Source organism: Siphonobacter sp., assembly GCF_048595215.1.
In the GTDB taxonomy this organism is placed as follows: Bacteria; Bacteroidota; Bacteroidia; order Cytophagales; family Spirosomataceae; genus Siphonobacter.
This window is the reverse complement of sequence record NZ_JBMDWJ010000237.1, coordinates 1-17812: the sequence shown is the minus strand read 5'-3', so window position 1 is coordinate 17812 and position 17812 is coordinate 1. Positions and strand designations below refer to the sequence as shown.

General features: G+C 46.7%; 15 protein-coding genes. 8 read left to right on the top strand and 7 right to left on the bottom strand.

Annotated features, from left to right (window positions below; translation table 11 throughout):
* Positions 1-33 precede the first annotated feature (33 nt).
* Both ACOJTG_RS14725 and ACOJTG_RS14720 read right to left on the bottom strand, forming a co-directional pair.
* Positions 34-1497 carry a hypothetical protein gene (locus ACOJTG_RS14725; RefSeq protein ID WP_420154525.1) on the bottom strand — a complete coding sequence of 488 codons (1464 nt, stop codon included), beginning with the start codon at positions 1495-1497 and terminating at the stop codon, positions 34-36.
* A gap of 46 nt (positions 1498-1543) precedes the next feature.
* Positions 1544-2428, bottom strand: a complete 885-nt coding sequence (locus tag ACOJTG_RS14720; RefSeq protein ID WP_420154524.1) for a hypothetical protein — start codon at positions 2426-2428, stop codon at positions 1544-1546.
* 281 nt (positions 2429-2709) lie between these two features.
* Here ACOJTG_RS14720 and carB point away from each other — a divergent pair, with 281 nt between their 5' ends.
* Positions 2710-5535 carry a carbamoyl-phosphate synthase large subunit gene (gene carB, locus ACOJTG_RS14715; protein WP_420154523.1) on the top strand — a complete coding sequence of 942 codons (2826 nt, stop codon included), beginning with the start codon at positions 2710-2712 and terminating at the stop codon, positions 5533-5535.
* 236 nt (positions 5536-5771) lie between these two features.
* A complete protein-coding gene (locus ACOJTG_RS14710) occupies positions 5772-6632 on the top strand; it encodes an alpha/beta fold hydrolase (RefSeq protein ID WP_420154522.1) in 861 nt (286 codons plus the stop codon).
* Between the two features lie 126 nt (positions 6633-6758).
* Here the strand turns inward: ACOJTG_RS14710 and ACOJTG_RS14705 are convergent, their stop codons facing one another.
* The 3 genes from ACOJTG_RS14705 to ACOJTG_RS14695 all read right to left on the bottom strand — a co-directional run bounded on the left by ACOJTG_RS14705 (position 6759) and on the right by ACOJTG_RS14695 (position 10138).
* Positions 6759-7511, bottom strand: a complete 753-nt coding sequence (locus ACOJTG_RS14705) for a ferritin-like domain-containing protein (RefSeq protein WP_420154521.1) — start codon at positions 7509-7511, stop codon at positions 6759-6761.
* A 24-nt stretch (positions 7512-7535) separates the two neighbouring features.
* Positions 7536-8282 (bottom strand): ferritin-like domain-containing protein, encoded by a 747-nt coding sequence (locus tag ACOJTG_RS14700; RefSeq protein ID WP_420154520.1) that lies wholly within the window; start codon positions 8280-8282, stop codon positions 7536-7538.
* Positions 8283-8668: 386 nt separating this feature from the next.
* Positions 8669-10138 carry a capsule assembly Wzi family protein gene (locus tag ACOJTG_RS14695; protein ID WP_420154519.1) on the bottom strand — a complete coding sequence of 490 codons (1470 nt, stop codon included), beginning with the start codon at positions 10136-10138 and terminating at the stop codon, positions 8669-8671.
* A 201-nt stretch (positions 10139-10339) separates the two neighbouring features.
* Between ACOJTG_RS14695 and ACOJTG_RS14690 the strand changes: the two genes are divergently transcribed.
* The 4 genes from ACOJTG_RS14690 to ACOJTG_RS14675 all read left to right on the top strand — a co-directional run bounded on the left by ACOJTG_RS14690 (position 10340) and on the right by ACOJTG_RS14675 (position 13156).
* Positions 10340-10972, top strand: coding sequence for an NUDIX hydrolase (locus ACOJTG_RS14690; protein ID WP_420154518.1), 633 nt, complete (start codon positions 10340-10342; stop codon positions 10970-10972).
* Between the two features lie 13 nt (positions 10973-10985).
* Positions 10986-11222 (top strand): DUF4834 domain-containing protein, encoded by a 237-nt coding sequence (locus tag ACOJTG_RS14685; protein WP_420154517.1) that lies wholly within the window; start codon positions 10986-10988, stop codon positions 11220-11222.
* 2 nt (positions 11223-11224) lie between these two features.
* On the top strand, positions 11225-12067 hold the full coding sequence (gene prmC, locus ACOJTG_RS14680; RefSeq protein WP_420154516.1) for a peptide chain release factor N(5)-glutamine methyltransferase: 843 nt from the start codon (positions 11225-11227) through the stop codon (positions 12065-12067).
* Between the two features lie 120 nt (positions 12068-12187).
* Positions 12188-13156 (top strand): AAA family ATPase, encoded by a 969-nt coding sequence (locus tag ACOJTG_RS14675; protein WP_420154515.1) that lies wholly within the window; start codon positions 12188-12190, stop codon positions 13154-13156.
* A gap of 116 nt (positions 13157-13272) precedes the next feature.
* Here the strand turns inward: ACOJTG_RS14675 and nadA are convergent, their stop codons facing one another.
* Entirely contained in the window at positions 13273-14277 is a 1005-nt protein-coding gene (gene nadA, locus ACOJTG_RS14670; protein WP_420154514.1) for a quinolinate synthase NadA, read from the bottom strand.
* A 109-nt stretch (positions 14278-14386) separates the two neighbouring features.
* The gene (nadC, locus tag ACOJTG_RS14665) at positions 14387-15238 is read right to left on the bottom strand and encodes a carboxylating nicotinate-nucleotide diphosphorylase (RefSeq protein WP_420154513.1); all 852 of its coding nucleotides are present in this window, start codon (positions 15236-15238) and stop codon (positions 14387-14389) included.
* 235 nt (positions 15239-15473) lie between these two features.
* Between nadC and ACOJTG_RS14660 the strand changes: the two genes are divergently transcribed.
* Both ACOJTG_RS14660 and ACOJTG_RS14655 read left to right on the top strand, forming a co-directional pair.
* Positions 15474-16388 (top strand): hypothetical protein, encoded by a 915-nt coding sequence (locus ACOJTG_RS14660; RefSeq protein WP_420154512.1) that lies wholly within the window; start codon positions 15474-15476, stop codon positions 16386-16388.
* 79 nt (positions 16389-16467) lie between these two features.
* Positions 16468-17490 carry an acyltransferase family protein gene (locus ACOJTG_RS14655; RefSeq protein WP_420154511.1) on the top strand — a complete coding sequence of 341 codons (1023 nt, stop codon included), beginning with the start codon at positions 16468-16470 and terminating at the stop codon, positions 17488-17490.
* Positions 17491-17812: the final 322 nt, after the last annotated feature.

Here is a 17812-nt window from a genome sequence, read left to right as displayed (position 1 = left end):
AAAAAGGCTTCCTAAAAGGAAGCCTTTTTTAATTTAGGAAGGTTTATTAGTCGAAATAGCTTTAATCTTCAGCCGCTTCCCTTTCTGGTTTTCTTTCGGCACACTGACAATGATTTTACGAATCATACCCTGCCATTCCGGTATATCTCCTGCATTTAACTCATAGGTATGATACTGCCCATCCGGAATAAGTTTAAGAGTTGTTTCCAGGTGGGTATAATCGGCTAAGCGAGAAGAATTTTGACGAAATCCTACGATTGTCATTTTGTCTCCACTACCGTCATAAGCCATCTGAATATATAGTTTCTTATCTTTTCGAGTATCCCATACAAAGTCAGGGCTCCACAAACTAGCCAGGCTATTATCTAAATCAATATTCCATTCTCCATTAAAAGGAGCTTCGACGATTTCATTGAAATAATTCCAATGTTGTCGGTCTTTGGCGAAGTTAAAGTCAGGTTTAATCTGTTCACTCTTATGCTCGGTGGCGTATTGACGCGTTTGTTCAACAGTACCTAAGATATACGCGAATTTGCTCTCGTAGCGAAGATTACGATCTAAGACTTCATTCATATGAGCTCCGATCCTTCCTGTGTTGCCACTAAATTCATCACCTACGTTAGGACGACCGATCATCTCCGTAGAAAAATAAGTAACCGATGGAACCCACATACCGAGCCCTACACCCTTGTCATTATAAATGTACGTCCAGTTTTCGGGTAAGTACATTTCAATACTGTTGGTAGTACCGTTGGTAAAAGGTGGTGATGCTAAGTCAATATCAGTTAGCGGTGCATTGGTAAAAGGTGCTAAACCCCAATAGGCCTTGCCACGAGTGAAATCGGAAGTTAGGAATCCACCTGCTATATCCTGACCTCGGCTTACGAGCGAATAGCTGTCCGTCCGATTCATCTGCAATACATTCCGCATTTCCAATACATTCCCTTTGAGCTCAACATACGTCTCGACGGTACACTCACAGGGGACATTATTAAAGGCCCATTGCATAGGAATGGTCTTAAAATAAAGCTTGTTACCCTCTACCCGCCGCTCGATCACTCGGGACCCGTTACCATAAACGTCTCCAGTCTGAATCGGATCCCAACCCATACCTGCCCAGGCAGGGTGTGGAGAAACACCATTAGGTTTGTACGTTTCCAGGGGATACGAATAATACGCATACTGCAATTGACGACCCAGGTCGAAGTTATTAATTATGCTGGTAGAGCTATTGGCAGGCGACAGATAGGTGATGGCTCCGCCATAGTCCATACTAAACCCTACTTTCATGCTTTCGCTAGTCAGATACACCATGGATGCGGGCTTTATAACGGGAGGGTTGGGAGTCCCACCTCCGGTTCCATCGCCACGTCCGCGTTCATCAACAGCATTGTTTTTCTTAGGCGAGAATAGAAAACCCAGATCGCTACAACTGGTTAAGAGGCCGCTGGCGACTACTAAAACAAGTGCGGTTTTAACATAAGAAAAAGTCTTCATAAGCGGGTTCCGAGGAATAAATCGTTTTATATAGTGAGAAGTGAAACTACACATCAAGGCCGTACTGCTGAATCAGATACTCTTTCGCAATGAGTTCGCCTTTTTCGTATAATTGATGATCAAACAGGGCTGCATGGCCACTGTTCATGCCACCCGTCCAGTCGTGCGTGGCGTACGGATCAAAGTCTACGTGCTTGACACGATAACCCGCATTACTGATCGACCAGAACCAGCCAGTGGCGGTATCCAGACCGTCAATATTTCCGAAAGCAGTAGCCGGACCCTGGGGTGTCGTGAGTGGACGGGCCAGGTCCAGATTCAACATAGCCGTGTATTCATTCAGGCGACATTCGGGAATAGGCCAGGAGCTACGACGATTCATTTCATAATCAAAATGGACCGTCCGGGCTCCGGGATGCTGACGAACTAACTCCTGTACCTCCTCCTTTGAAGGTCGGTAATCCCAGTATTTTTCACTGTTACACTTGTTGGCAAAATAGGCGGGGCAATTCCAGCATTGTCCTACTTTACCTACGCCAATGTGATCGCCGATTTCGGAGAGATAAACGCCCACCAAATCTTTTTCATAAAGCACATCATTATGCGTAACCAACAGAAATTTTTTATCGGACTTCTCCCAGGCATACTGATACCGAATCGCTCGCCGAATGAAGGGAAGTTTCATGAGCCATTCCTTTTTGAATGGATTGGTCCATAACCAGAACCAGGGCCGGTATCGAATGAGTTTATCACCCAACAGCGGGTACAAAAAGGAAAAATCAGTCCCTTGGGGTTGTTTCCGTTCTTCGATGAAATAAATCTTATCAATCCACTGTCCCGAATGCTTTAGCAAAGAAAGAAGTGTAACTGCGGTTTGATAAGGTTTGCCGTATACATTAATGGCTACATCTACGGGGGGGCGAGAGGGCATAAAGAACTGCAACTGGTTAATACGAGAACGAACCTTACCGGAAAAAGTTTGTAAAGTCCCTGTTACAAAGAAAGACTATTCCCTCCAAAGCCTCCGGCAATCAAGAAACTTTTTAGAAATTTTGGGTGCAAGTTCTTTCGTTTGCTTCCGATCCCCTAATTTTGCACGAATTTTGCCCGGCCCTTTCCGGGACCTTGATCGTTATTCGTTTGTCTGTTTTAGTAAGACCTTGAAATTCAGGCTCTACAAAATCAGCGAACTGCTAACTGATACCTGAAACAATGCCCAAAAATCCCGACATCAAATCCGTTCTGATTATTGGCTCCGGCCCCATTGTCATCGGTCAGGCCTGCGAGTTCGATTATTCTGGCTCCCAAGCGGCTCGCTCCCTCCGCGAAGAGGGTATCGAGGTTATTCTGATCAACTCCAATCCGGCTACGATCATGACAGACCCCCTCAGTGCTGATCATGTGTATCTCAAGCCATTGGAACGAAAGTCCATTATCGAGATTCTTCAGAAACACAAGGTTGACGCCGTTTTGCCGACTATGGGAGGCCAGACGGCGTTAAATTTAGCTATCGACTGCGACAAAGCCGGTATCTGGAAGAAGTACGGCGTGGAGATTATCGGTGTGGATATCAACGCCATCGAGACGACGGAGGATCGGGAGAAATTCCGGCTGAAAATGCTGGAACTGGGTGTGGGCGTTTGTAAAGGCCGCACGGCTCGCTCTTTCCTGGAAGGAAAAGAAATTGCTCAGGAAGTGGGTTTCCCGCTGGTGATCCGTCCCTCTTATACGCTGGGTGGTACGGGCGGTGGTTTCGTGAATGACCCCAAGGAATTTGACGAAATGCTGAACCGTGGTCTGCACGCCTCGCCAGTACATGAAGTGCTCGTCGAGCAGTCGATTGTGGGCTGGAAAGAATACGAGCTGGAATTACTACGCGACGGAGATGGAAACTTCATCATCGTATGTTCGATTGAGAACTTCGATCCGATGGGCGTACATACGGGCGACTCGGTAACGGTAGCTCCGGCCATGACGCTTCCCGATACGCTGTACCAGAAAATGCGGGATATGGCCATCATGATGATGAATGGCATCGGTAAGTTCGCGGGTGGCTGTAACGTACAGTTCTCTGTAAACCCTGCCAACGATGACATCATCGCCATTGAAATCAACCCCCGTGTCTCGCGTTCGTCGGCTCTGGCTTCTAAAGCTACGGGTTACCCGATTGCGAAAATTGCGGCAAAAATGGCCATTGGCTATCGTCTGCACGAGCTGATTAACCCGGTTACGGGCAGTACGTCGGCCTTCTTCGAGCCTGCTATTGACTACGTTATTGTAAAGGTGCCCCGCTGGAACTTCGACAAATTCAAAGGTTCGGATCGTCGTTTGGGTCTGCAGATGAAATCCGTAGGAGAGGCCATGGGTATCGGTCGTAACTTCCAGGAAGCCCTGCAGAAAGCCTGTCAATCGCTGGAAATCAAGCGAAATGGCATGGGAGCAGATGGCAAGGAACTGACCGATCAGGAAGCCATTCTGCACTCGCTGGCAAATCCGTCCTGGAATCGTCTCTTCCACATTTACGACGCCTTCCGACTGGGTATTTCTTTCAAGAAAATCCAGCAGCTGACCAAAATCGATCGTTGGTTCCTGTACCAGGTTGAGGATTTGGTTCGCCTGGAAAAGGAGATTGAAAAACATACGCTCGACTCCATTACGAAAGATTTACTGGAAGAAGCTAAAGTGAAAGGTTTCGCCGACCGTCAGATTGCTCACATGCTCGACTGTCTGGAAAGCCAAGTATACGAGAAGCGAAACGATCTGGGTATCAAACGCGTATTCAAATGCGTAGATACCTGTGCCGCTGAGTTTGAAGCGAAAACCCCGTACTTCTACTCGACGTTTACCAGTGGATCCGAAGCTTCGGATGAATCCATCGTAACGCCGAAGAAAAAAGTAGTTATCCTGGGCTCCGGACCCAACCGGATTGGTCAGGGTATCGAGTTCGACTACTCCTGCGTACACGGCGTACTGGCCGCGAAAGAGGCGGGTTACGAAACGATCATGATCAACTCGAACCCCGAAACGGTTTCGACGGATCCGGACATCGCCGATAAACTGTACTTCGAACCCGTATTCTGGGAGCACGTATACGATATCATTCAGCACGAAAAACCCGAAGGAGTAATCGTACAGTTGGGCGGTCAGACGGCTCTGAAACTGGCTGAGAAACTGTCCAAGTACGGTATCAAAATCATTGGTACCAGCTACGAAGCACTCGACTTAGCGGAAGACCGCGGAGCTTTCTCGAGTCTGTTACGTGATCTGGGTGTACCGTACCCCAAATTTGATACGGTTGAAACGGCCGATCACGCCGTAGAAGTAGCCCGTACGCTGGGTTATCCCTTGCTGGTTCGCCCGAGTTACGTACTGGGTGGACAATCGATGAAGATTGTCATCAACGAAGAAGAACTCGAGCAACACGTCGTAAATACACTACGCGATATTCCGGGTAACAAAATCCTGCTCGATCACTTCCTGGAGAATGCCATCGAAGCGGAATCGGATTCGATCTGTGACGGAGAAAATGTGCACATCATTGGTATTATGGAGCACATCGAACCAGCCGGTATTCACTCCGGTGATTCGCACGCGGTACTGCCAACGTTCGATTTGAGCGAAAACGTACTCCAGCAAATTGAAGAGTATACCAAGAAAATTGCCGTAGCTCTACGCACGAAAGGTCTGCTCAATATTCAGTTCGCCATCAAGGATGAAAAAGTATACGTAATCGAAGCCAATCCCCGGGCTTCCCGTACGGTACCGTTCATCTGTAAAGCGTACCAGGAGCCTTACGTAAACTACGCAACCAAGGTAATGCTGGGTGATAAGAAGGTAACGGACTTTAATTTCAACCCCGTCAAAAACGGATACGCGATTAAAATCCCGGTATTCTCTTTCAACAAATTCCCCGGAGTAAACAAGGAGCTGGGACCTGAAATGAAATCGACGGGTGAAGCCATTTACTTCATTGAAGATCTTACGGACGAAGTATTCCAGCAGATTTACGGTGAACGGAATCTGTATCTGAGTCGCTAGGTTCTAGAGAAATAATTACTAGCCCCGCTTATTTTTAAGCGGGGCTTTTTTATGGGCTGAATTACTGATTATTAATGCATTAAAAGAAAAGAATCGGTATATAAATCCAGGCGTTGATCAAGAATGGGGCCGTTCGGCTACACTGTTACCTTTAGTCAATCGGGTACGGAATTTTAACATTCAAGAGCGATACTATTTTATCCACAACCGTCTGATCGGTTAAAACGCTCACTTGTATGCCTTATGTAGAAACTGCTCCCGACGTTCAACTTTACTTTGAAGACTGGGGACAAGGACAACCCGTAGTATTCCTGCACGGTTGGCCGCTAAACCATAAAATGTTTGAATATCAGGTAAATCAGCTGGGGAACCATTACCGCTGTATCCTGATCGACCGTCGGGGTTTTGGTATGTCCGACAAGCCTTGGGAAGGCTACGACTATGATACCCTAGCGGATGATCTCAATGCGGTATTTGAAGCCCTGGATTTGCAGGATATTACCTTAGTAGGCTTTTCGCAGGGTGGTGGCGAAGCCATCCGCTATATGTCCCGGTACCAGGGTGCTCGGGTATCGAAACTAGTTCTGTTGGGAGCTGCGGCTCCGCATATGCTGAAGACCGACGATTTTCCCGATGGAATCGACAAGAGTATGTTCGATGAAATGATCGAAAACTCTTTACAGGATCGGGCCGCCTTTATCGAAGACTTCTCGAAGAAATTCTTCGGTGTAAGTCTGTTGAACAATCCGGTTAGTAGCAAACTGGCTGACTGGTTCCATGGACTAGCAATGCAGGCTTCACCTAAAGCGACGGTTGATAATATATTGACGTTTAGTCAGGCCGACTTACGGGCTGATCTGGCTAGCATTCAGGTGCCAACCTTAATTATTCACGGTACTAGCGATCAGGTGGTACCCTACGAAATTTCCGGCCAGCTGCTGGCAGAAAATATTGCTGGATCGCAACTGGTTCCTTACGAAGGTGCTCCGCACGGATTTTTCTATACGGAGTGGCCTCGCCTGAACCAGGATCTACTCGATTTCCTGGCAGTTCCGGTCGTAACTTCCAGTACAGTACCCAGCGGTACTACCTGGTAAGTAAGTCAACGTAATTGATATACAAAAAGCGGACGCATGGAAGTGCGTCCGCTTTTTGTATGGATAGTAGCGAACAAAAACTCCGGCTAGATCATCTAGCCGGAGTTTTATTCAGGACAACTTGTATTATTTAATGAACGCTCCAGCCAAGGCTAATACTGCCTTTTCATCCAAGGGTTCATCGAACGCTTCGGAAGCTGAGTTAGCTGTTTGACCTGGTAAGCCAAGAATGGATACGCCCGCCTGGGTAGTTACCTCTTCACCTGCGTATACCGCTGCTACGGCTCCACCACTGTTACTGCCTTGAATCCAGCCTTTATCGCCGCGAAGAGCACGTACCATAGCTGCGTGACGAGCTTCAACCGAGTGGATCTGGAGAGCTACCGTAAGGTAATCCGTTTGTTTAAGAACACCCGCCTGACCTTTGTAAGCCCGAACGCCTAAATCTTCAAACGACTGCGAATACGTTAAGAAGTTCTGATAGCTATCGAAAGCAGGACCAAAGTCAAACATGGGAGAGGCAATAGAATTGCTAGCCAATGCCCCTTGCAACAACTTCACGTGAGCATCTTCGTGTTTACCGATCTGAGCGAAAATAGCCCGATCCGTACTTGGAATAAGACCAGATTTCTCCAAGCCCATTTTGTAAAAAGCCGCTTCGAGGTACTCCAGCGTTAAGGCATACTTGAGTACTTCCGTAGCATTAGGTAAAGCGGCGTATGCCTTATTTACTACTGAACTGAAGAAAGTGGGCAAAGCAGCCAGTGCTGTAGCTTTAGCTCCAAATTTCAGTACGTGACGACGGTTATAGAAGGAAAAGCGATCCGCAGCTTCTGCGTCAACTTTTTCAATGTTCGAAAAGATATCGAATAAATTCATAGTAATCGAAAGTTTGAGAACTTACTAAGGAAGATATTTAGCAGTAAAAGCCGTTTTGATAAAGCCACCGTCCGTAACGATTTTCAAAACTTGTGAAGGCAGTAATGCCTTGTCCAAGCCCGTGGCTGGATCTACTTCCATATCACTGGCAAAAGCTGCCGTTTTAGGGGCAATCATATTGCTGATGATAGCAGCGTGACGAGCTTCAACCGAAACAATTTTACCCGCTAAGAGTAAGTAATCAACGTTTTCGATGTATTTACCAGCTCCATTGTAAGCAGCAACGCCTAGGTCTTCAAATGTCTTCGCTAGGGTGAGAACTTTCGCACTCGTAGAAAAAAGATCGTCTGGAAGATTGACTTCAAGCGTAGGTAGCACCTTGGACATGTCGCCTTTCACGGCCGCCGTAATTGCCGCTTTGAAGAAATCGCGGTGGGCTACTTCATGAAGTTTCAAATCATTGAACACCATCTGCTCTTGCGAAGAGAAACGACTCATTACTGCCGGACTAGCTACAATTTTCGTATAAAAAGCCGCTTCCAATTGTTCCAGAGCATAGGCGTAATTCAAGGCTCCTAAATCGCCCTGACCCAGATCAAATACGCCAGCTGGGGGCTCACCATTGTGATCAGTACAGGCCGCAGCAAATAAACCTACAGCCGCCGCAGAAGTGATACCCGCCGACTTCAAAAAAGTACGACGACCCACAGCTGCCTTACGCTCCGAAGGACTCCCTTCCGATTGAGCAGAGGTAACAGAAGAACGATTCATAAATTATTATTGAAAAAGGATTAGTAAATAAGTTCAACTCGGGTTGAATACTAAAAACACACAAGTAATAACTAAAAAAATAATAAGCAAACTAAAAAATTAACAAATGGTAATATATCCTATACATACGCAGAGATCAAGATTTGGGTTTAAAGAAAATTGATTTTTGTTAATATTTTTACAAATCGGAAAGAAAGTAGTAATTAGCTGCGAACAGATATAAGGTATTTACTCCACAAAAAGTACGAGAAGAGTGAATAGAGGCGGCTAACAACATGAGAATAAGTTACAAGGTATTGGGTGAACTCTGACGATAACTGGCTTAGTAAAAAATCATACCAAACATCAATCAAGGTTGCAAGACCCTAATTTTAGGGGACTGGGCATTATTTTCCTTGTTTCACACCCGTCCAAGTTTTCGATACGGACAAGAAAGCCCCAAATGTGGACGGGTACAAATCACCAGTATCATAGGCAAGTCGAGTCGCTACGGAGAAACCTTTTAACCAGTTTGGATGCGTGGATAAGCCTAACAATGAGGAGAATTGCGGGAGTGTACGCGGGAAGGGCAATGAAAAAGTCCCTTTGTTGAGACTGTAGGTGAAACGAGCCTGAAAATTAAGTTTTTCGAACAAACTTCCTTGTCCAGCCAAATGGAAAGCATTGACCCGATTATTCGGGAAGAAAAACTGTACGTTCGTTAGCTTTCCATTCAATAGTTCTGAACGAACGGGCAGTAAGGGTGTTCCAATTGCCCGGTCATAATACGACCAGCCCTTTATGTATTGGGAATGGTTGAAGTAATTATCGCCTCCCTGAAATCGGGCCGTGATGTCGAAGGTTGAGCCCGCCTGATTGGTAGTAGTTAGATATTCAAAAAGGAGCTTGCTAAGTTTTACACGCCGGGAACTGGTAGGAAGTGACCAGCTAAAGCCATGCAGTCCATCAAATCCATTCAGGAATAAAAGGCCTGACAGGTCTTCAAATAGATGTTGATGGTACCACAGGAAGGACTGGCCATTGCCTTTTATTGATACGGCAAAGTCATAGTTCCCTAGGTGATTACCCACGCGATTTTCGCCGTCAAAACCCGTAAAGCGGTCATTATTACGTTCGCTGGAAAGCTGACCTAATAGAATACCACGAATAAAATCTCCCGGATTGGTAGTCAGATGCCCGTTCACTGCAAAAGGCGACGAACGCAGATAGTCGGCATGGCCACCCCATTGAACCATGTGATTGATTCCTACGTACACCGCCACCCGACCCGAAGGTTTCCCAAAACGGCCATGCAATGATTTGTAATGTAGATAGGCTCCCTGAATATACGGAACATTGAACCAGCCATGAGCCAGCGTGCCGCGTAGTGCCACGAAATTGCGAAGAAATTTCAGCGGAATAAATCCCGCCGTACCAATTTGAATCTTAGGAATGGGCAGGGCATTACCCGACCAGGCTACTGAACCTGAAGTGAGTGTAGTATCCGTAATACCGATGAATTCCCGGCGACGTCCTCCCCAGAGTTCTACCTTTCCGTAACGGAGTTTTAAGTAAGCTTCAGGAAGTAAAAACTTTTGTTGCGTACTACTGATGAGTGCTCCTTCAATGCCCATACCCCAATCCAGTTTCCGCCGATTATGGCGGGTAGAATCTGGCAATGGCGTAGCGAAATCAACCGAAAGCCCCGCCCGAATAAGTCCCGCGGGTGCGTCGAGTGGGATTAAACCATATTGATTAGCCCGTAGCCAAAAAGGCGATTGATCGGCTCCGGATACAAGTCCACTAGCTTCGGCCTGCAAGGTGTAGGGTTTGACCAGTTGACCCCAGGCAGTACTGGGAAGTAGCCCTACCAGCATGGCTAGACCGTAAGCTCCGAAAAAAAACCGTAACGTGGTCCGGCAAAGAGGCATGAATGAGCGACAAACAGGTGTGGAATTGGACAGAAGCGGTAAAAGTAACAGTACAAACTAGGATCGTAGATGAGTTGTTTATAAATTTTACGTGAAGTCTTTTGAGCCTAGCCGCTATTTTTGTGATTCATCGACTGATCGCCCTTCATGAGTCAGCTTCTGGAAATCGCCAAACGGTTAAATGCTCTCGCTCAGGCGGGCCTGACGTATTCACCCAATCCCTACGACTTAGAACGTTTCGAAGAAATTCGGGAGATTAGCGTAGAACTGCTTCACACGCTGACGGACGAGCCCATCGAAAAGATTGCTCCCCTGTTTGCTAGCGGTGCTGGCGAGTACCCAACACCCAAAGTAGATATTCGGGCGGTCATCTTTCGGGGGGAGGAGGAGGTACTGATGGTGCAGGAGAAAATTGACAGCCTTCGCTGGACGTTGCCGGGTGGTTGGGCCGACGTCGGGTATACACCCACGGAAGTAGCCGTGAAGGAAACGCAGGAGGAAACCGGATTGCAAGTACGACCCGTACGCTTGCTGGCCGTACTCGATAAGCGACAGCACCCGCATCCACCGCAGCCTTGGTACGTGTATAAGTTTTTCATCCGCTGTGAAACCGTTGGTGGTGAGATTACGGCCGATGGTCACGATATTGGACAGGTACGCTGGGTGCATCGAACGGAAATTCCCGAGCTTCCGTTATCAGAGGACCGGGTAACAGCCTCGCAACTCGAAATGCTGTTTAACTTTGTAACAAATCCGGATGCTCCCGTGTTGTGTGATTAAGCTTTAGAACCCTATGATATTCAAGATATTATTAGTTGTAATGGCCATTGGCTTTATTTTCCCCCGCATTGTTCGCTGGGTATTCCGTCTGTTTCTGAAAGATCAGTTTTCCCGGGTAGAACGGGAGTTCCGCCAGGAAAAAGCACAGAATCGGCAACGCGAAGGAAAAGTAAATGTTGATTATGCTCCGCCCCAAAAGGAAGGCTATAAAGGCGGCGATTATATTGATTACGAGGAAGTGAAAGAGTAAGTATGATGACAGCCCAAGTACTCTTTCGGCACATTTCCGAAACGCTTGCTAACGTATACGATTCTAATGAAGCCAAATCCATCGCGTATTTGGTGCTGGAAACGCGGTATGGCCTCAGCCGAACGGCCGTAATTCTTGATACACCATTAGCCACGGATGTGGCGGAGATAACGCCTCTCCTGGAACGTTTAAAAAATCAGGAACCCGTACAGTACGTGCTGGGAGAAGCTGATTTTTACGGCCGTACGTTCGCAGTAACTCCAGCCGTACTCATTCCCCGACCCGAAACCGAAGAATTGGTACATTGGGTACTACAGGAACTGAAAGGAACGACTACCCCTGACTTACTTGACATAGGTACCGGAAGCGGCTGCATTGCTCTCACGCTGGCAGCTGAACGCCCGGACGCCCGTGTAACGGCTCTGGATATTTCAGAGGAAGCGTTGACCGTTGCCCGAAACAATGCCCAACGTTTGGGAGTAACTGTCGAGTTTATTCAAAAAAATGCCCTGATTTCTCAGGACTTACCGGCTCAACGATACACCGCCATCGTATCCAATCCGCCGTACGTGAAACAGGCTGAAGCCGCCAGCATGCTTCCCCATGTACTCAATCACGAGCCTCATCTGGCCTTGTTCGTAGCCGATCGCGATCCCCTGATTTTTTACCGGGCTATTGCTCAGTACGCCAGCACACATTTGCTGGAAAACGGCTTTTGTGCGGTTGAAATCAATCAGGCCCTAGGGCGAGAGACGGCGGCAGAATTCAGTAAAGCTGGCTTTGACCACGTGGAGATTAGAACGGATCTTTCGGGACGGGATCGGATGATTCTGGCCCGTAAATAATGAACGAAGATTGTCCGTCTACGGATTCCGCCCTATTTTCGATCCCCGGTTCTAGCGGACCACTTACGAACTAAAAACTGTTTTTCCGGAAGCTAGCCTTGTTTCCGTAACATGCATATTATGGCTGATCTACAGCACGCCCGAAAAATCAAACAGATGTTTACCGAAATGAGCAAAGTCGTAGTCGGACAGGAACGGCTGCTCAATCGTTTACTGATTGGCTTATTTACGGGAGGGCATGTCTTACTGGAAGGAGTTCCGGGTTTGGCAAAAACCCTTACGATCAATACGTTGGCAAAAGTACTGGATCTGGACTTCCACCGAATTCAGTTTACGCCGGATCTGCTTCCCGCTGATTTAGTCGGAACCATGATTTTTGACCGAAAGATGGACGATTTCCGGGTACGGAAAGGACCCGTATTCGCCAATTTGATCCTAGCCGATGAGGTAAACCGGGCTCCGGCCAAGGTACAATCGGCCTTGCTGGAAGCCATGCAGGAAAAACAGGTAACGATTGGTGATCAAACGTTTCCACTGGATAAGCCCTTTTTCGTGATGGCGACGCAAAACCCGGTCGAGCAGGAAGGAACCTATCCCTTGCCCGAAGCTCAGGTAGACCGGTTCATGATGAAAGTCTTCGTGGATTATCTTGATAAGCAGGATGAACTGGAAGTCATGCGTCGGATGACGAATATGGAAGCCGTCTATGAAGTGAAACCCATTCTAAGTCGGGACGAAATTTTCGAGATTCGCAAGGAAATCAATCAGATTGCCATTTCTGAAACGCTCGAACACTACATCATTGAGTTGGTATTCGCGACGCGTCGTCCGTTAACGTACGGTCTGAAAGAAGAGGCCCGGTACATTCAGTTTGGAGCTTCACCCCGGGCCAGCATCGCCCTGAACCTTGGGGCCAAAGTGCTGGCGTATTTCAATGAGCGGGATTACGTATTACCCGAAGACATTAAGGAAATAGCTCCCGACGTACTCAATCACCGGGTATTGCTCAACTACGAGGCCGAAGCTGACGGCATTACCAGTCTGCAAGTAATCGATTCTATTTTACGAAGAGTCGCTATCGGACGGTAGATAGAGCTATTGGTTGATGGTTGTGAGTTGATCGTTTTTGCAAGGAGTCAAATAGACTCTGAAAAGCAGAAATAGTAGCCCTAACAACGATCAACCAACAACCATCAACTAGAAATCTACTTACTAATTTCCAACATCGCTTTCACGGCTTTCAATGCTTTCACCCGCGTTTCTTCCGGAACGTGAATTTCTGGCATTTCGTAGTACATGCAGTTGTACAGTTTTTCAACGGTATTCATTTTCATGTAGGGACACTCGGAGCAGGCACAGAAATTCTGTTCATTGGCCGGAGCGGGAATGATCAGCTTATCCGGATTAGCCAGCTTCATTTTGTGCATAATTCCGGCTTCCGTTGCTACAATAAATTCCTTGTTCGGGGACGTCTGCACATACGCTAGCAGACCCGTGGTACTGCCCACGTAGTCGGCTTCTATCAAAATATCTTCCTTACATTCGGGGTGGGCTACCAGTAAAGCATTCGGGTGCTCGGCCCGTAGTTTGGCCAGTTTTTCCCGCGAAATGTCAATGTGAACGATACAGGCACCATCCCATAAAATCAGATCCCGACCCGTTTTCTTGGCTACGAAACGACCCAAATTGGCATCAGGAGCAAAGATGATCTGGCGATCTGCGGGAATGGATTCGACGACTTTCAAGGCATTTGATGAAGTACAGATTATGTCCGTCATCGCCTTGATGTCTGCCGTGCAATTGATATAGCTTACTACAACAGCATCCGGATATTGAGCTTTAAAGGCCGCAAAATCTTCTTTCGGAGCCGAATCGGCCAGCGAACAACCCGCATTGAAATCCGGGATAACTACCTTCTTGTTTGGATTCAGGATTTTAGCAGTTTCGCCCATGAAGTGAACGCCGCAAAAAACAATCATATCCGCCGTAGTCTGTTCGGCTGCCTGAGCTAAACCCAGACTATCGCCTACGAAATCGGCCAGATCCTGAATTTCGCCATCCACGTAATAGTGAGCCAGAATAACCGCATTCTTCTCCTTTTTCATGCGAAGAATCTCGGCCTTTAAATCAACATTCTTGGGTACAGAGCGACTGATATAGCCAATACGTTTGACTTCCTCTTCAGTGCTCATGGGGAATACAGCAGGCATAAATTTCCTTGGGTTTAGAGTTTGGTGTTTTAGGTTTAGCGTTTTGAGTAAATGATCATCGACTTAAAATGCTAAACCCAAATACCAAACTCAACTTATTTTCTCGTTGTTACCAGGCCTTTAAACTAAGGTCTAAACTCTTCACCTGATGGGTTAGAGCACCTACCGATACAAAATCGACGCCACATTCAGCGTAGGTGCGGATAGTTTGCTCATTGATCCCACCCGAGGCTTCCGTAGGGTATTTTTTATTCACGCGGCGAACGGCTTCCCGCATATTATCAAAGCTAAAATTATCCAGCATCACGCGGTGCAGCGATTGGGTTTCACCGACCCGCAGTACTTCGTCCAGTTCCGCCAGATTGCGTACTTCAATCTCAATTTGCAGGTCTCTGCCGGTTTCTTTCAGGTACGCATTCGCTTTCGTGAGAGCGGCTTCGATTCCACCGGCATAATCCACGTGATTGTCTTTAATGAGAATCATGTCGTACAAAGCATAGCGGTGATTGACGGCTCCGCCGATCCGCGTGGCCCATTTTTCGCAAATGCGGAAATTAGGCGTAGTTTTTCGCGTATCCAGCAATTTGCAGGGCAGATCAACAATCAGGTTAGCCAGACTACGGGTGTAAGTCGCAATACCACTCATCCGCTGCATGCAGTTTAGTACCAAGCGTTCCGCTTTCAGAATCGACTGCGAACTACCTTCAACGGTCAGAGCGATGTCTCCCTTCTGAATCGGCGTACCCTCCTGAAGCAATACCTCTACCTTCAATTCCGGATCTACTTCCGTAAAAATAAGTTGTGCCAGTTCGACTCCGGCGAGAATACCCGTGTCCTTCACTAGCAAACGGGCCCGGCCCATGGCAAAGGGTGGAATGGTCGCCAGAGAAGTATGATCGCCGTCGCCTACGTCTTCCTGCAAAGCCAGGCGTATGAATTCGTGAATGTCTTGTCCGTACATATAAAAAAGAGCTTCCCAGAGGCTGGTTTAGTAAGCGAAAATAATACATTTCCTCGGGTGAATGGTCCTTAGCTTCACGCAACCTATCAGAAGGGTTGGGCCTTTTGATGAGATTATGTATATTGGAAAGCCTCTATTCAAACCGTTTTTCGGAAAACATATGATTAACAATGGACCTTTATTAACTGTTCAATCCAAGCGTCACTGGCTTTATTTCTGGGGAAATCTCGTAGCTATGGTATTGTTCTGTTTAGGTGCAGGCATTGCCTGTTCTTACTCTTTTTTTAGTCACTACGGGCTGCAAAAAACGACTACGGGTGAGCAGTTCTCGATGCTGTTTGGGATCGGTTTAATTATTACTTCCTTCTACGGAGCCTGGTCATTCTGGGAACAGGCCCCGAGGATCGTTCTGGATACTGAAAAACTAATCTACAACGATACAGAAATATTTTACTGGGAAGATCTGGAACGACTGGAATTAACCGGCAAGCATCATTCCAAACTTCTATGGGCCACGGGTGAGGGCGTACAGATGTTATTTAAGGGAAATGTCAAACGCGTCTTTTTCGATCATATGTACCAGAATAGCTGGTTAATGAAGCTCTTTCTGGAACAGATCGTACAGCAGGGCCAAGCACGCATTACTTTGCCTCAAGTAACTGTCCTGGAATACAGCACGAGTAAAGCCACCTATTATCAAGGGAGTGTATGGCGGGCTATGCCCTTTTACCTCTTCCTCTTCATAAACGTTATGTTTTTTGTACCAATACTCAACCCAATTAACCGGGAACCTATGTATTTCCTTGGTTGTGGTGTTGTAGCCCTTTTGCTCTGGCGTGGAGTAACATCTAGTTTACACTATATAGGTCTATCAGAAACCGAACTCATTATTAAAAACCGTTTGTGGCCTGGGTATCAAAAAGTATTTCTTCTGGAGCAACTACGGGAAGTGGCTTATGAATCCAAGGGAAAAGGTTTTACCGCTCTGACAGTGATTCGAAAGGATTTCAAAACCCATTCTTTCATTGCCGATGGGCTTAGTAACCGGGAATGGTTGGCCTTACGCGACCGACTTCGGGCCAAAGATCTACGGGTACGGAATGAACTGGGAATTCGGGTAAGAAACGCCGTTAGTAAGACAGTAAAATAGAGACCCATGGAAAGGTTAACTTTATTTGCAGTTAAACGAGCCTCGTGTCTCACCCTAAACGGGCGTCTATCTATCCTTAATGAGCAATACTAGTAGAAATACTACTCGAATAGAATCCATCGAATGGTTACGCGGCATTGCCTCCTTAGGTATATGTATTGTACATATCTTTTTCACGCTGAATTACTTTGATAGCCAGGACGTTTTTTACCAACGCTACTTCCGTTATTTTCAGGAAATGGGACGATTTTGGGTACCCATGTTTTTCGTCATCTCAGGATTTATTATCACGTATTCACTGGATAAGAAGAGTTATTCCTTAAAAGCGTATCCGGTTTTCTGGATTCGTCGGATCCTCCGAATCCAGATTCCCTATATCGCTTCGTTGGTAATAGCCGTCGGCAGTTTATATATCTATTCAGTCATTTCAGCTACAGAAACGCCGTCATTTAGTCCCAAAAACTTGTTTCTGAATGCGGTTTACGGCAATGTTTTTCTGGACAGTCCCTGGATTAACCCCGTAGCCTGGACTCTATTTATTGAAATTCAGTTTTATACCCTAATCGGTCTGATTGTTCCTTTTATACGGGGAAACAAAGTAATACATACCCTTGCTCTATGGCTGGTCTTATTAACTTGTCTACGTTTCACCGCGTATGAGGGAACCGAACGATTTCTGCCCTTCTACTTTGATGTATTTATGGCGGGTATCTTAAGTTTCAAACGATACAGGGGCTTAATCTCTCGCTCTTCTTTTGCTATACAGATGGGTATAGTCCTCGCTCTTATCGCAATAATTCACGGCAAAGCCTATGCACTGGCATCTACCCTGGCAATACTAGTCATCTTAACAAATTACCAGATACCCTTGAAGAGCCTGTACCGATTAGGGCAACTATCTTATTCTCTGTATCTGATTCACTGGACGCTGGGTGTGGAGATTCTTCGCAACTGGTTTACACTAACCTATCCTGCCTCTGGCCCAGTACTGAAAAGTCTGGCCGGAATAGGGATTCTGGGTGTTTGCCTCACTTTCGCTGCCTTGTTTTATCAGTGCATTGAAAAACCGGCCATGGCTTTAGCCAGAAGAGTAGTACTATAGGCTATTGAGCAATGGTCTTTCCTTTTTTCGGAAAAGAAAATAAGGTCTACGGCTGACATAGCTATTCTTTTTTCTGGAAAGGCAAACATTTTCCCAAGTAATCCGTTGAAGACCGTTTGTCTTTCCAAAAAAATTGCTATTTTCGTCCCCGCAAATGAAAAGTCCACGTTCCATAGCACGGTTATTCAGCTTGTTTCTGGCAAGTGTGTTGCTGATTGCTTCGGTAGCAGTGAAAGGAGTGTCGGCCAGGCCTTTGCCGCTTCCTGCCGCTCCGACTGAAAAATCAGGTCATACGTCCGGTACGCCGAAAGCCACCGTTCAG

What these genes read in the sequence shown, in the direction of transcription:
- ACOJTG_RS14725 (WP_420154525.1), bottom strand. Translation starts at nt 1,497, where the DNA reads ATGAAGACTTTTTCTTATGTTAAAACCGCACTTGTTTTAGTAGTCGCC.
- ACOJTG_RS14720 (WP_420154524.1), bottom strand. Translation starts at nt 2,428, where the DNA reads ATGCCCTCTCGCCCCCCCGTAGATGTAGCCATTAATGTATACGGCAAA.
- carB (WP_420154523.1), top strand. Translation starts at nt 2,710, where the DNA reads ATGCCCAAAAATCCCGACATCAAATCCGTTCTGATTATTGGCTCCGGC.
- ACOJTG_RS14710 (WP_420154522.1), top strand. Translation starts at nt 5,772, where the DNA reads ATGCCTTATGTAGAAACTGCTCCCGACGTTCAACTTTACTTTGAAGAC.
- ACOJTG_RS14705 (WP_420154521.1), bottom strand. Translation starts at nt 7,511, where the DNA reads ATGAATTTATTCGATATCTTTTCGAACATTGAAAAAGTTGACGCAGAA.
- ACOJTG_RS14700 (WP_420154520.1), bottom strand. Translation starts at nt 8,282, where the DNA reads ATGAATCGTTCTTCTGTTACCTCTGCTCAATCGGAAGGGAGTCCTTCG.
- ACOJTG_RS14695 (WP_420154519.1), bottom strand. Translation starts at nt 10,138, where the DNA reads ATGCTGGTAGGGCTACTTCCCAGTACTGCCTGGGGTCAACTGGTCAAA.
- ACOJTG_RS14690 (WP_420154518.1), top strand. Translation starts at nt 10,340, where the DNA reads ATGAGTCAGCTTCTGGAAATCGCCAAACGGTTAAATGCTCTCGCTCAG.
- ACOJTG_RS14685 (WP_420154517.1), top strand. Translation starts at nt 10,986, where the DNA reads ATGATATTCAAGATATTATTAGTTGTAATGGCCATTGGCTTTATTTTC.
- prmC (WP_420154516.1), top strand. Translation starts at nt 11,225, where the DNA reads ATGATGACAGCCCAAGTACTCTTTCGGCACATTTCCGAAACGCTTGCT.
- ACOJTG_RS14675 (WP_420154515.1), top strand. Translation starts at nt 12,188, where the DNA reads ATGGCTGATCTACAGCACGCCCGAAAAATCAAACAGATGTTTACCGAA.
- nadA (WP_420154514.1), bottom strand. Translation starts at nt 14,277, where the DNA reads ATGCCTGCTGTATTCCCCATGAGCACTGAAGAGGAAGTCAAACGTATT.
- nadC (WP_420154513.1), bottom strand. Translation starts at nt 15,238, where the DNA reads ATGTACGGACAAGACATTCACGAATTCATACGCCTGGCTTTGCAGGAA.
- ACOJTG_RS14660 (WP_420154512.1), top strand. Translation starts at nt 15,474, where the DNA reads ATGGTATTGTTCTGTTTAGGTGCAGGCATTGCCTGTTCTTACTCTTTT.
- ACOJTG_RS14655 (WP_420154511.1), top strand. Translation starts at nt 16,468, where the DNA reads ATGAGCAATACTAGTAGAAATACTACTCGAATAGAATCCATCGAATGG.